The 14,025-nt window shown below is 74.4% G+C and carries 8 protein-coding genes; 5 read left to right on the top strand and 3 right to left on the bottom strand.

Translation table 11 applies throughout. The features are described from left to right. Nucleotides 1-14: 14 nt before the first annotated feature. Nucleotides 15-2,753, bottom strand: coding sequence for an MGH1-like glycoside hydrolase domain-containing protein (locus tag OHQ87_RS04300; RefSeq protein ID WP_328345155.1), 2,739 nt, complete (start codon nt 2,751-2,753; stop codon nt 15-17). 45 nt (nt 2,754-2,798) lie between these two features. Here OHQ87_RS04300 and OHQ87_RS04295 point away from each other — a divergent pair, with 45 nt between their 5' ends. The 5 genes from OHQ87_RS04295 to OHQ87_RS04275 all read left to right on the top strand — a co-directional run bounded on the left by OHQ87_RS04295 (nt 2,799) and on the right by OHQ87_RS04275 (nt 11,280). Then, nucleotides 2,799-4,739, top strand: coding sequence for an amylo-alpha-1,6-glucosidase (locus tag OHQ87_RS04295; protein ID WP_328345153.1), 1,941 nt, complete (start codon nt 2,799-2,801; stop codon nt 4,737-4,739). A 142-nt stretch (nt 4,740-4,881) separates the two neighbouring features. Next, complete coding sequence (locus OHQ87_RS04290) at nt 4,882-6,213, top strand: glycosyltransferase family 4 protein (protein WP_328345151.1); 1,332 nt, start codon at nt 4,882-4,884, stop codon at nt 6,211-6,213. Between the two features lie 79 nt (nt 6,214-6,292). Further along, on the top strand, nt 6,293-8,497 hold the full coding sequence (locus OHQ87_RS04285; RefSeq protein WP_328345149.1) for a serine/threonine-protein kinase: 2,205 nt from the start codon (nt 6,293-6,295) through the stop codon (nt 8,495-8,497). A gap of 203 nt (nt 8,498-8,700) precedes the next feature. Beyond that, nucleotides 8,701-10,368, top strand: a complete 1,668-nt coding sequence (locus tag OHQ87_RS04280; RefSeq protein ID WP_442930791.1) for a serine/threonine-protein kinase — start codon at nt 8,701-8,703, stop codon at nt 10,366-10,368. Between the two features lie 102 nt (nt 10,369-10,470). Then, nucleotides 10,471-11,280 carry a metal-dependent hydrolase gene (locus OHQ87_RS04275; protein WP_328345145.1) on the top strand — a complete coding sequence of 270 codons (810 nt, stop codon included), beginning with the start codon at nt 10,471-10,473 and terminating at the stop codon, nt 11,278-11,280. Between the two features lie 42 nt (nt 11,281-11,322). On the opposite strand, the gene OHQ87_RS04270 is transcribed toward OHQ87_RS04275, so the two are convergent. Both OHQ87_RS04270 and OHQ87_RS04265 read right to left on the bottom strand, forming a co-directional pair. Continuing rightward, nucleotides 11,323-11,916: a nucleotidyltransferase family protein gene (locus tag OHQ87_RS04270; RefSeq protein ID WP_328348736.1), complete on the bottom strand. Its 594-nt coding sequence runs from the start codon at nt 11,914-11,916 to the stop codon at nt 11,323-11,325. A 307-nt stretch (nt 11,917-12,223) separates the two neighbouring features. After that, nucleotides 12,224-13,921, bottom strand: a complete 1,698-nt coding sequence (locus tag OHQ87_RS04265; protein WP_328345143.1) for a bifunctional 3'-5' exonuclease/DNA polymerase — start codon at nt 13,919-13,921, stop codon at nt 12,224-12,226. Nucleotides 13,922-14,025: the final 104 nt, after the last annotated feature.

The raw sequence follows: 14,025 nt of genomic DNA, 5'->3' as shown, positions 1-14,025 counted from the left end.
GCGTCCCGGACACGCTAGTGGTCCGCCCCGCCCGGCACATCCGGGTTGTCCCGGCGCAGGGTCAGGATGAGGTCGACGACCAGGGCGGTCCATCCGGTCTGGTGCCAGGCCCCGAGCCCGGCGCCGTTGTCACCGTGGAAGTACTCGGGGAAGGCGATCAGGTCCCGCCAGTCGGGATGGGTCTGGAACAGCTGACACGCGCCGTAGATCGGCCGGCGGCCCCAGCCGTCCCGGGTGAACAGGGAGATCAACCGGGCGGAGAGGTCGTCGGCGATCTCGTCCAGGGTGCACTTGTGCCCCGACCGGGTCGGGTACTCCACCTGGAGGTCGTCGCCGAAGAACGCGGCGTAGTCGCGCAGCGCGCTGATCAGCAGGAAGTTCGTCGGCATCCAGATCGGGCCGCGCCAGTTGGAGTTGCCGCCGAACAACCCGCTGGTCGACTCGGCCGGCTCGTAGCCGACGCAGAACTCCTGCCCGCCGAGGTCGACCGCGAACGGCTTGTCCAGGTGCGCCCGGCTGAGCGTCCGCAGGCCGTAGTCGGAGAGGAACTCGTCGGGGTCGAGCATCCGGGCCAGCAGCCGGACCACCTGCTCCGGGCCGACCATGGACAGCAGCCGCTGCTGACGGCCGTCCGGGCCGAGCCGACGGGCCCCGATCACGTCGGCGTACTCGGGGCGTTGGGTGAGGAACCAGCGCAGCCGGGCACCCAGCTCGGGCAGGCGTTGCAGGGTCCGGCCGCTGAGCCGGGTGGTGGCCGCCAACGGCAGCAGGCCGACCACCGAGCGGACCTTCAGCGGCACCTGACTGCCGTCGGCGAGCCGCAGCACGTCGTAGAAGAACGCGTCCTCGGCGTCCCACAGGCCCTGCGAGTAGCCGGCCGCGGCGATGTACGCGAAGTGCTCGAAGAACTTCGTCGCGGTGTCCACGTACGCCCGGTCGTGTTCGGCAAGCACGATCGCCATGTCGAGCAGGTTGAGGGCGTACATCGCCATCCAGCCGGTGCCGTCGGACTGTTCGAGCACCCCGGCGACCGGCAGCGCGGCCGAGCGGTCGAACGGGCCGACGTTGTCCAGCCCGAGGAAGCCGCCCTCGAACAGGTTGTTGCCGCCGGTGTCCTTGCGGTTGACCCACCAGGTGAAGTTCAGCAGCAGCTTGTGCATCACCCGGGCCAGGAACTCGTGGTCGCGCCCGCCGTCGATCTCGAACACCTTCAGCGCCGCCCAGGCGTGCACCGGCGGGTTCACGTCGCCGAACGCCCACTCGTACGCCGGGATCTGGCCGTTGGGGTGCAGGTACCACTCACGGAGCAGGAGCAGCACCTGCGCCTTGGCGAAGCCCGGGTCGACCCGGGCGATGGTGACGCAGTGGAAGGCCAGGTCCCAGGCGGCGTACCAGGGATATTCCCACGGGTCCGGCATGGAGATGACGTCGAAGCTGGTCATGTGCCACCAGGCGCTGTTGCGCCCGTGCCGGCGACCGGCCGGCGGCGTCGAGCCCGGGTCGCCCTCCAGCCACCGCTTGACGTCGAAGTGGTAGAACTGCTTGCCCCACATCAGCCCGGCGATGGCCTGCCGGGCCACCAGCGCCTCGTCGGCGCTGGCCGCCGCCGGGATCACCCCGGCGAAGAAGCGGTTCGCCTCGGCCCGGCGGGCCCACACCACCGCGTCGAACCCCGCCCCCAGCTCCGCCAGGGGCGGTGCGACGGCCGCGGGCGGCGGGGCGGTCCGGGTCAGCCGCAGCCGGATCTGCCGCTGCCCGCCGGCCGGCACCTCGAGCACGTAGTGCAGGGCGCCCTTGGTCCCCTCCCGGTCCGGGTTGACGGTGGCCGCGCCGGCCACCACGTGGTCGTTGATCCCGTCCTTCGGGTACGGCGAGCGACCGGCCAGCCCCCACAGCCGCTCGGCGTTGGTGTCGTTGTCGCAGAGCAGCGGGGTCGGTTCACCGTCGCCCTCCAGCAGGATCTGCCCCAGCACCCAGTGCTCGCCGACCAGCCGGCCGCCCTCGCCGACCAGCCGGGGCACCCGGTCCGCGCCGGGCGGACCCCAGGCCCAGGTGTTGCGGAACCACAGCGTGGGCAGCACGTGCAGGGTGGCCGCCTCGTCGGCCCGGTTGGCGACGGTGACCAGGATGCACAGGTCGGTCGGGGACGCCTTGGCGTAGTCGACGGTGACCGCCCAGTACCTGTCGTCGTCGAAGATGCCGGTGTCGACCAGTTCGTACTCGTTCTCGTCCCGGCCACGCAGGGCGTTCACGGCGACCAGTTCGTCGTACGGGAAGGCGGCCTGCGGGTAGTGGTAACGCCAGCGCATCCAGGAGTGGGTGGGCGTGCTGTCGAGGTACCACCAGTAGTCCTTGGCGTCCTCGCCGTGGTTGCCGCCGTCACCGCCGAGGCCGAACATCCGCTCCTTGAGGATCGGATCCACCCCGTTCCACAGCGCCAGCGCGAAGCAGAACGTCTGCCGGTCGTCGCAGACGCCCGCCATGCCGTCCTCGTTCCACCGGTAGGCTCTGGACCGCGCATGGTCGTGGGGGAAGTAGTCCCACGCCGTGCCGTGCTCGCTGTAGTCCTCCCGTACCGTCCCCCACGCCCGCTCGGACAGATAGGGACCCCATGCGCGCCAGTCCTGCTCCCCGGCCTCTGCCTGGGCGAGCCGGAGCCGCTCGGCGTCGGGGGACGGGGCATCGGAGGGCGATCTGTCGGTGAACACCTGCACATTTTCGACGCCGCCGGGGTACTTGACCACAGCGGCCATTGTCGTCGTGGCGTGTTACACCTCGCCGCCACAGGAGGAAAGAAGTTGATCGAGTTCGGTTTCGGCCCGGGGGTCTGCGGCGAACTGGCCGCTGGGACGACCCGGGAATGGCTGGTCACCGACGGTCTCGGCGGGTACGCCATGGGCACCGTGAGCGGGTTGCGGACCCGCCGTTACCACGGTCTGCTGGTGGTGGCCGGGGAGACTCCGGCGGCCCGCCGGGTGGGACTGGTCAGCCTGGACCCGGCGGTGGTCCTGCCGTCCGGGGCCCGGATCCGGCTCGGCGCGCACGAGTGGTCCTCGGGCGTGGTCGACCCGCGCGGCTTCGAGTTCCTGGAACGCTTCGACCTGGTCGACGGGCTGCCCCGCTGGCGGTGGCGGATCGGCGACGTGGTCATCGAGCGGGAACTGGCCATGACGTACGGCCGGCCCGCCGTGGCGGTGGTGCACCGGCTGGTGGCCGGCGGCCCGGTCCGGCTGGACCTGTCGGCCGCCTGCACCTGGCGCGACGCGCACGGCGAGCGGCGGGCCGACGGCCCGACGCCCCGGGTGGAGCCGGCCGACGGCGGCGCGGTCGTCGAGGGCGCGTACCGCCTGGCCGGCCCGGACTGGACGCCCGCCGGGCAGTGGTGGCTGGGCGTGCATCACCGCGAGGAGGCCGCCCGGGGGCTGCACCCCGACGAGGACCTCTGGTGCGCGGGGCGGTTCTCCGGCGCGCTGGACCGCCCCGGGGACACCGTCTCCGTGCTGGCCTGGGCCGGTGACCTGGCCGAGGAGCCACCGCCGGCGACGCAGGTGGTGGCGGCGGCCCGGCGACGGCACCGGGCGGTGGTGACGGCGGCGAAGCCGGCCGACGCGGTGGACGCGACCCTGGCGCTGGCCGCCGACGCGTTCGTGGTGCGCACCGCCACCGGGCCGGACGTGGTCGCCGGCTATCCGTGGTTCGGGGCCTGGTCGCGGGACACCATGACCTCCTACGAGGGGTTGTTCCTGTGCACCGGGCGGGCCGACGAGGGGCGGGAGCTGCTGCGGTCGTACGCGGCGACGCTGTCGGAGGGGATGCTGGCGAACACCGCAGACACCGGTCGGGTGGAGTACAACACGGTCGACGCGACGCTGTGGTTCCTGCACGCGGTGAGCCGACACGTCACCGTCACCGGCGACACCGACCTGGGTGACGAGCTGCTGCCGGCGCTGCACGGGGTGGTGCAGGCGCACCTGGCCGGCACCCGGTACGGCATCGCGGTCGACCCGGCCGACGGGCTGATCACCCAGGGCGGCACCCCGGGCACCGCGCTGACCTGGATGGACGCCCGCGTGTACGGGGTGCCGGTGACCCCGCGTACCGGCAAGCCGGTCGAGGTCAACGCGTTGTGGATCAACGGGTTGGCCGGGTTGGCCGAGCTGACCGAGCTGGCCGGTCAGGACCCGGCCGAGCTGTGGCGGCTGCACCACCGGGCCCGGGACGCGTTCGGCAAGCGGTTCCCCACCCCGGCCGGCTGGCTGCACGACGTGGTGGACGCGCCCGCCCCGGCGTACCCGCTGGGTGGGGCGGCGCACCACGACGACGACCTGCTCCGCCCCAACCAACTGCTCGCCTGGTCGCTGCCGTACGCCCCGCTGGAGCCGGACCCGGTGGCGCTGCGCCGGGTGGCCGCCGGGCTGTTCACCCCGCTGGGCCCGCGCAGTCTCGCCCCCGACGCGCCGGAGTTCGCACCCCGGCACCGGGGCGGCCCGGCGGACCGGGACGGCGCCTACCACCAGGGGACGGTCTGGCCGTGGCTGGTCGGCCCGTTCGTCGAGGCATACCGGAAGGCCGGACTGCCCACCGACGACCTGCTGGCCGGGCTCGTCGGCCACCTGGGCGAGTACGGCCTGGGGTCGGTGAGCGAGACGGCCGACGGCAGTGCCCCGCACGCCGCCACCGGCTGCCCGTTCCAGGCCTGGTCGGTGGCCGAGTTGCTGCGGGTCAGGCGGGCCGGCTAGGCAGCCGTTACACACCGGCAACGGTGACGTCTCCGCTGGTTATCCACGGCTGGGCAGGATGGGTACCGACCCCGGGCCACAGCGAAGACACCCTCATGGTGTCCCACCGGCGCGTGCCCAGGACACACCCGAAGGGGGCCGCATGTCACCTGACGCCGACGTGATCGACATCCACCCCGCCCGGCACCAGCGGGTGCTGATGCTCTCCTGGGAGTACCCGCCGGTGCTCGTCGGTGGCCTCGGCCGGCACGTGCACGCCCTGGCGACGGCCCTGGCCGCCGCCGGGCACGAGGTCACCGTGGTCACCCGGCACGCCGACGGGTCACCGCTGGAGGAGTACGCCGAGGGGGTCCGCATCCTGCGCGCCCCCGAGGACCCGGTGGCGTTCCCGCTGGCCACCGGCTCCCTGCTGGCCTGGACGATGGCGTTCAACCACACCCTGACCCGGACCGCCCTGCGGGCCGCCGACACCGCCGACTACGACGTGATCCACGCGCACGACTGGCTGGTCGGGCACACCGCCGTGACCCTGGCCGAGCACCTGGACCTGCCGCTGGTCACCACCATCCACGCCACCGAGGCCGGTCGGCACCAGGGTTGGCTGCCCGGGGAGCTCAACCGCACCATCCACGGTGTCGAACACTGGATCAGCAACGCCTCGGCCCGGGTGATCGCCTGCTCCGGTTACATGGCCGCCCAGGTGAGCCGGCTGTTCGACGTACCGGCCGGTCGGGTCGACGTGGTGCCCAACGGGGTGGACGAGCGGGCCTGGCGGGCCCGTCCGCGGGCGGTCGCCTCGGCCCGGGCCCGGTTCGCCGGGGACGGTCCGCTTGTCGGTTACGCCGGGCGGCTGGTCTACGAGAAGGGCGTCCAGCACCTGGTGGACGCCGTGCCGTACCTGCGTGACCGGCACCCGGGGCTGCGGGTGGTGATCGCCGGCGACGGCCCGTACAAGGACGAACTCGTCGACCGGGTGCAGCGGCTGCACGTCACCGACAGCGTCCGGTTCGCCGGTTTCCTGGACTCCGGGCAGCTCCCGGCGATGCTCGCCGCCACCGACGCGACAGTCGTGCCGAGCCTCTACGAACCGTTCGGCATGATCGCCCTGGAGGCGGCGGCGGCCGGTGCGCCACTGGCCGTGGCGGACACCGGCGGGCTGGCCGAGATCGTCGAGCCGGGCGTCACCGGGGTGACCTTCCCGCACAGCGACCCGGACGCGCTCGCCGGTGCGGTCGGCCGACTGGTCGGCGACGAGGTCTTCGCCCGCCGGGTGGCCCGCCGGGCCCGCACCATGGTCGGCGAACGGTACGGCTGGGCGGCCATCGCCGCGCGTACCGCCGGCAGCTATGCCGCCGCCCGCCGCGAACACGGCGGCTTCCAGGCCCGTCGGGCGGCGACGCTGCTGGCCGGCGGTCGACAGCGGATCACCATCCCGGACGGCAACCTGCTGGCACTGGACGGCGCCGCATGTTGAGTGGATCGGCACCCGACAACCGATAGGTCCGTCCCGATCCATTGGCTACGGTGTACCTCGGCCGATGGTGAGGAGAACGGTGCAGCAGGTAGTGATCGCCGGTCGGTACCGCCTGTTGGACTTGGTGGGCCGGGGTGGCATGGGCCGGGTCTGGCTGGCCCGCGACGAGGTGTTGCACCGCGAGGTGGCGGTCAAGGAGGTGGTGCCCCCTGCCTGGCTGGCCGACGACGAACGCGACGAGCTGCGGCTGCGGACGCTGCGCGAGGCGCGCACCGCGGCCCGGCTCAACCACCCCAACGTGGTCCGGGTCTACGACGTGGTGCAGATCGAGGAACGACCGTGGATCGTGATGGAGTACGTCCCGTCGCAGTCCCTGCAGACGGTGCTGGACACCGCCGGCCCGGTCGATCCGGTCCGCGCCGCCGACATCGGGCTGGCGCTGCTGGCCGCGCTGCGCGCCGCGCACTCCGCCGGGGTGCTGCACCGCGACGTCAAGCCGCAGAACGTCCTGGTCGCCGACGACGGACGGGTGATGCTCACCGACTTCGGGCTGGCCACCTTCGACGGCGGTGACGGGCTGATGACCCGCCCCGGCATGGTGCTCGGCTCACCGCAGTTCGTCGCCCCGGAACGCGCCGCCGAGGGGGTGTCCAGCGTGGAGGCGGACCTGTGGTCGCTCGGGGCCACCCTGCACGCCGCCGTGGAGGGCCGCTCGCCGTACGCCCGGAGCACCGCGATGGCCACCCTGGCCGCCCTGGCCACCTCGCCGCCGGATCCGGCACCGCATGCCGGGCCGCTGCGTCCGGTGCTGGAGGGGCTGCTGCTGCGCGACCCCCGGCAGCGGATCGGTCACGACGAGGCGAGCCGCCGGCTGGAGATGGTGACCCGACCGGTGCCCCGCTCGGAACCCCCCACGGTGGTGCTGCCGGTCGCCCGTCCGGCGGGCGTCGCCCCGCCGCCGCACTGGCCGGGGCCGGACGGTGAGCCGGCAGAGCGGCCGACGGGCCGGCCGACGGAACGGCCGACGGAACGGCCGCCGAGGAGCCGCGCGGAGATCGACGCCGAGCGGGTCTGGGGACCGCCCGGCCGCCGGGTGTCCGGCGACGCGACGCAGCAGCCCGCCACGTCCCCTCCCCCGGCGTCGGCCGGTGCCGACGGACCGGAGCCGGCGAGCTCGGACCCCGGCCGTGCCGGGACGGTCGACGCGGCACCGGGCAGCCCCGCGGTGGTCGCCTCCGGCACCGCCGCTGCGGGGCCGGGCGGACCTGCCCCGGGGCCCGGCGACCCGGGAGGCCGTGCCCCGGCGCTGGTCGACCCGGCAGGACGCGTCCCCGGCGCGGGCAGCCCTGGCGGACCCGGTTCGGGCCTGGGCGGGCCGGGGATGGGCGGGCCGGGGATGGGCGGGCCGGGGATGGGCGGGCCGGGGATGGGCGGGCCGGCAGGACGCGGCCCGGGGCGGGCCGGCGCGGGCGCGGGTTCCCGACGGGCGACCGGGACGGGCCGGGTGGCCGGGCTGGTCACCCGGCTGACCAGGGGCGCCCGGGGATGGCTGCTGGCCGGGGTGACGTTGGCGGTGGGGGCGACAGTCGGGATCGGCACCACCTTCGCGATCAGCGACGACGACCACCGGGCCGCGCCGGCCGCCACCGACGGCTCGACCAGCGTCACACCCTCGACCCGCCCGTACGGCCCACCGGGCCCCGGACCGGGCCGGACGGGACCGCCGCCGCCCGGCGGACCGGACGTCGCCCCGCCACCCCTGCCGTGTCTGCGCCCCGACCCGGTCGGCACGAAGGTCACCGGCCGACCGGCGACCGTGGACGACGGGTTCCGGCCCCCCTCCGGCTGGACCTGGTACGACGGTGCCGGCTACCGGATCGCCGTCCCGGTCGGCTGGCTGCGTACCCAGGAGGGGCAGGTGGCCTGCTTCCGCGACCCGGGCAGCCGCCGGACGCTCAGTGTGGAACCACGGGCCGGCGGTGGCGGCGCGCTGGACCGGTTGCGGGCCGAGGAGCGCACGCAGCTCGACTTCGGCGCCCTGCCCGGGTACGACAAGATCAAGCTGGCGGCGTTCGACGGCGACGGTGCCCAGTGGGAGTGCCGGTGGGACACCCCGTTCGGCGGCCGGGAGCACGCGGTCCGGCTGATCCCCGGTCGTGACCTGGCCAGATACCTGCTGAGTTGGTCCGCTGCGGACGAGGACTGGGACGACTCGGCCGACGAATTGGTGGTGGTCCGGGAGAGCTTCCGGGGCCGGTCGACCGAGGTCACCTCGCCCACCTGACCCAGGCCCCCGACGGCCGCCCGCCCCGTAGGACCCACCACCACCGCGCCCGACCGCCCGACCACTGCCCTCCCACCTAGCTGCGGTCGAGAAACCGCAGCTAGGTGGCTACCCTGGTACCGGGGGATCCGAGGGGGAACGTCGTGCAGCAGCTGCTGGTCGCCGGGCGTTACCGGCTGCTCGACCTGGTCGGCACCGGCGGGATGGGTCGGGTCTGGTTGGCCCGCGACGAGATGTTGCACCGGGACGTCGCCGTCAAGGAGGTCGTCCCACCCCACTGGCTCGCCGAGTCCGAGCGGGCCGAACTCCGGCTGCGGACGCTGCGTGAGGCGCGTACCGCGGCCCGGCTCAACCACCCCAACGTGGTACGCATCTACGACGTGGTGCACGACGGGGACAGCCCCTGGATCGTGATGGAGTACGTCGCGTCCCGGTCGGTGCAGCAACTGCTGGGCGACGACGGCCCGCTGGACCCGCACCGGGTGGCCGGCATCGGTCTGGCGGTGTTGGCCGCCCTGCGCGCCGCGCACGCCGCCGGGGTGCTGCACCGGGACGTGAAGCCGCACAACGTGCTCGTCGCCGACGACGGGCGGGTGGTGCTCACCGACTTCGGGCTGGCCACCTTCGACGGCGGTGACGGGGCGATGACCGGTCCGGGCATGGTGCTCGGCTCGCCGCAGTTCGTCGCCCCCGAGCGGGCCCGCGACGGGGTGTCCGACCCGCGTACCGACCTGTGGTCGCTGGGGGCCACGCTCTACGCGGCGGTGGAGGGGCAGTCGCCGTACGCCCGGTCGAGCGCGATGGCGACGCTGAGCGCCCTGGCCACCGAGCCGCCCGACCCGGTGCGCCGGGCCGGCCCGCTGCGTCCGGTGCTGGACGGTCTGCTGTGCCGCGACCCCGACCGACGGCTCACCGCCGCCGAGGCGGAGCCGCTGCTGCGGGCGGCGCTCGCCGCGACGTCCCGACCGCCGGGCGACCCGGCACCTCGGTCGGCCGACCCGGCAGCGGAGCGGGGCGACCCGGCACCGCGATCGGGTGGCCCCGCAGCGGAGCGGCGCGGCCGGACGCTGTCATCGGGCGGCCCCGCCGCCGCTGTCCCGGCGGCCGACCCGGCCTCCGGGCCGGCCGGCGCGGGGTGGGGCGGGCCGACGGAGGGCGCGTCCACCGGGGACACCCCGCCGCTGCCGGTCGGAGTGCTCCGCCGTCGTCGTCGCCGCACCGTCCTGGTCGCGGTGGCCGTGGCGGGCACGCTGCTGGCCGGGACCGGGACGACGTTCGCCCTGCACAACGGCGGCGCCGCGCCGTCCTCGCCGGGTGGCGGTGCCGGCGACCCGGTGGCCCGGCCGGCGGCCTTCCCGTGTGCCGCGCCCGCACCGGCGGACGCCACCCCGGTCCGGTCCGCGCCGCCGCCGTCGGCCGAGCGGTTCGGCCTGGTCCCCGGCTGGACCTGGTACGAGGACCCGGCCGGATTCCGGATCGCCGCGCCGGCCGGTTGGCTGCGCTACACCGAGGGCACGGTGACCTGCCTGCGTGAGCCGGACGGCCCCCGGGTGTTGAGCGTCGCCCCGGGTGACGCGCCGGCCGAGCCGGTCGCCCACTGGCGGGCCGAGGAGCGCCGGCTCACCGACGACGGACGGCTCGCCGGTTACCGCCGGGTGGAGATCTCCGCGTTGGACATGTTCCGCGGCGGCGCGCTGTGGGAGTGCGAGTGGACCGGCGCGGCCGGCACCCGGCTGCACACCGCCCGGTTGCTGGTACGGGTCACCCCGCAGCGGGCCTACACCGTCTCATGGCTGACAGACCAGTTCGACTGGCAGGTCAACGCGACATACTTCCTGATGATCCGGCAGAGTTTCCGCCCCGCCGTCTGACACCCTCCCCTGTGGACCGTCCGGGTGATTGCCCCGTCGGCGACGGTTCTGGCACAGTGGCGTAGCGTTGTCGATCAACAAACCGGGGAGGGGCGAGGCGACATGATGGGACCGTCCCACGCGCTGTCGGGCGCGGCGGTGTGGCTGACCGGGTCGTGGGCGCTGGACCAGTTCGCCGACTACCACCAGTCTCCGCTCGCGTTGGCCGTCGGCACGGCGGTCTGCGCCGGTGGCGCGCTCTTTCCCGACCTCGACCTCTCCGGCAAGGTCACCCGCAACCAGGGCGGCGCGACGGTGGCCCGTACCTTCGGCGTCTTCTCGCTCTTCGTCGCCGAGGTGATGGAGAAGATCTCGCTCGGGGTCTACTACGCCACCAAGCTCAGCCGGGACCCGCGCCGCAACAACGGCCACCGTACGCTGACCCACACCATCCCGTTCACCGTGCTGGTCGGCTGGGGCACCACCGCGCTCTGCACCGCGTACGGCAAGTGGGCGGTGGTGGGCATCCTGTTCTTCATGATCGGGCTGGCGCTACGCGGCCTCTTCGACAAGTGGGCCGAGCGGGCCGGCTGGGTGATCGTCACGCTCGTCTCGGCCGCCGCCGCCTGGTTCACCTTCGCCAACCTGCCCGGCGACCGTGGTTATCCGATGATCGGGTTGGCGGTCGGGGTGGGCTGCTTCGTGCACATCCTCGGTGACATGATCACCAAGGCCGGGGTGCCGATCCTCTGGCCGATTCCGATCAAGCGTCGGATGTGGACGATGATCGGGCTGCCGAACAGCATCGCGCTGCGTACCGGCAGCAAGGCCGAGGTGGTGGTGTTGCGTACCGCGTTGACGGTGCTCTCGGTGCTCGCGACGGTCGGGCTGGTGGCGCCCTCGGTGCTGCATCGGTTCAACATCGAGGTCTGACGGTGGTCGGTGGGCCGGTGGTCGGTGGGCCGGGTGTGCCCCTCAGACGCCGACCCGCTGGGGTGGCACGGTGAGGCCGTAGAGCGCCATCAGCTCCGGGCTGTCCACCCGGTTGCCGTCGGCGACCGAGTCGCAGGCGATGTCGACGATCTGGTCCTTGTGGGCCAGCAGGTACGGCCGGGCCCCGACGTCGGCGCTGGCCAGAGTCGCGATGCCGGCCCAGTGCCGACGGCCGAAGAGCATCGGGTAGCCGCGCAACCCGTCGTAGGTGGCGCAGGCCAGCACGTCCGGGTACGGCAGGGCGGCCACCCGCCGGACCGCCGCCGGGGTGAGACCGGGCATGTCGACCGGCACCACCACCACCGCCTCGACCCGTTCGTCGGCCAACGCGGCCAGTCCGGCCCGGATCGACGAGCCGACCCCGGTCCCCCAGGCCCGGTTGACCACCACCGTGGCGGGGCTCAGGTCGGCCGCCGCGCGGACCTCGTCGGCCGCCGCCCCCAGCACGACCACCAACTGCCCGCAACCGGCCTCGGTCATCGTCTCGACCATCCGGCTGACAAGCGGCCGGTCCCCTTGGCGCAGTAACGCCTCGGGGCCGCCCAGCCGGCGTCCCCCGCCCGCCGCGATGATCATTCCTGCGATACGCACACCAATGCAACGAGCCCCCGAGAGATGAGTGTCGGCCCGAAACGGATATTTGACGCATATAGCTTCACCCCACCCGCCCCTGCCGCACTCCCCCCGTGATCAACCCGCACTTTCCCCGGTGATCAAGAAGTTTACGTCAGGTTCGCGCCTCCCCATGACGCAAACCTCTTGATCACCGGGGGGGCGAGGTGGGACCGGGGCGAGGGGGGTGGGTGGGGGTGGGTTGGTGGGGGTGGGGGTGGGTTGGTGGGGGTGGGTTGGTGGGGGTGGGGGTGGGGGTGGGGGGTGGGGGTTAGGCGGTGGCGTAGCAGGTGACTGTGGAGAGGTCCAGGGGGAAACGGACCGGGGTGTTGCCGAACAGCAGTGTCGAGGCGCGCGATCCGGCTCGGCGGATCGCGTCGACGACCGCGTCGGCGCGCTCGGCGGGACAGTGCACGATGACCTCGTCGTGCTGGAAGAAGACCAGTTCGCCGCCGGCTCCGGCCGGTTCGCCGCCGACCGCGGCCAGTTCGCCCCGGAGCGTGGCGAGCAGCGTCGAGGCCCACTCGGCGGCGGTGGCCTGGATGACGAAGTTCCGGGTGAACCGGCCCCGGGACCGGGCCGCCCGGGCCCGGGGCGAGCGCGGATCCGACCCGACGTCCGGGTCCGACGGGACGTCGTCGCCGCCGCCGAGACCCGCCGTCCCCGGCGGACAGGTCCGGCCGAGCCAGGAGCGGACCAGGCCGCCCGCCTCGCCGGTGCGGGCCGCCGCCTCCAGGTAACCGAAGGCGGTCGGATAGCTGCGCTTGAGCACCGCCAGGGCGGGCAGCGCCGCCCCACCGGTCTGCCCGTACATCGCGCCGAGCAGGGCGAGCTTGGCCCGTGCGCGGTCACCACCGAAGGAATCCCGGGCCAGCGCCGCATAGAGATCACCGGCCGCACCGGCGGTGGCCAACCGGGCGTCGCCGGAGACCGCGGCGAGCACCCGGGGCTCCAGCTGACCGGCGTCGGCCACCACAAGTCGCCAGCCCGGATCGGCCACCACCGCCCGACGGATCACCTTGGGGATCTGCAACGCGCCGCCGCCCCGGGTCGCCCACCGGCCGGAGACCACCCCGCCGGGGACGTACTCCGGTCGGAACCGGCCGTCGCGGACCCAGGCGTCCCGCCAGGCCCAGCCGTGCGCCGTCCAGATCCGATAGAGCTCCTTGTATTCGAGCACCAGCGGCACGGCCGGGTGGTCGACGCCGCGCAGCACCCAGGCCCGGGTGTTCGGCAGCTCCACGCCGACCCGGGCGAACGCGCGCAACAGCTCGGCCGGGGAGTCGGTGTGCAGTTGCCGGACACCGAGGGCCTCGGCGATCCGGGCGGACAGCTCGGCCAGCCGCCGGGGCGGCCCACCCACCGGGGACGGCTCACCCAGCAGCTCAGCGAGGAGCGCGTCGTGCACGTCTGCCCGCCAGGGCAGCCCGGTGGCGGCCATCTCGACCGCGACCAGCGCGCCGGCCGACTCGGCCGCGACCAGCAGCCGGAACCGGCCCGGCGGCGCGGTGGCGGCGACCCGGGCGAGCTGGTCGGCGTACACCCGGGTCAGGGCGTCGATGCCGGGGGCCGGCGGGCCGGGAACGGCCTCGAAGAGCGCGGCCTGGCCGTGGCCGGGCGGCGCGGGCGGCCGGGGCGGCGGGTCGGGTGGGACGGCGGCCCCGACCTGCCGGGCGTACGCGGCAGCCAGCGAGCGCGGCTCGCCCCACCGGCCGGCGTGCCCCAGCAGCAGCGCCTCGGTCAGCTCGACGTCGTGGCAGCGCTCGACCCGCACCCCGGCGCGCAGCAGGGCCGGATAGCTCGCCGCGCCGGACGACCACACCCAGCGCGGGCGCTCGGCCGCCTCGCGGACGGCGACGGCCCCGGGCAGGTCGTCGACCACCTCGGCGGGCCCGACCGGTAGGCCGGCGTCGTCCAGCGGCCGGAGCACTCCACCGCCCCGCTCGCCTGCCACCACCGCCACCGCCACGCCCCGATTCTGCCCCGTCCCTGTGACACCCCCCGGCGCGCTCCCGCCCGGCCAGCGGCTCAGGCCACCGGTCGTCGTCACCAACGGGCGTGGACCGCCGGCCG

This window comes from Micromonospora sp. NBC_00421 (assembly GCF_036017915.1).
Lineage (GTDB): Bacteria > Actinomycetota > Actinomycetes > Mycobacteriales > Micromonosporaceae > Micromonospora.
Note: the sequence above shows the minus strand (reverse complement) of the source record. Positions and strands in the feature narration are given on the sequence as shown.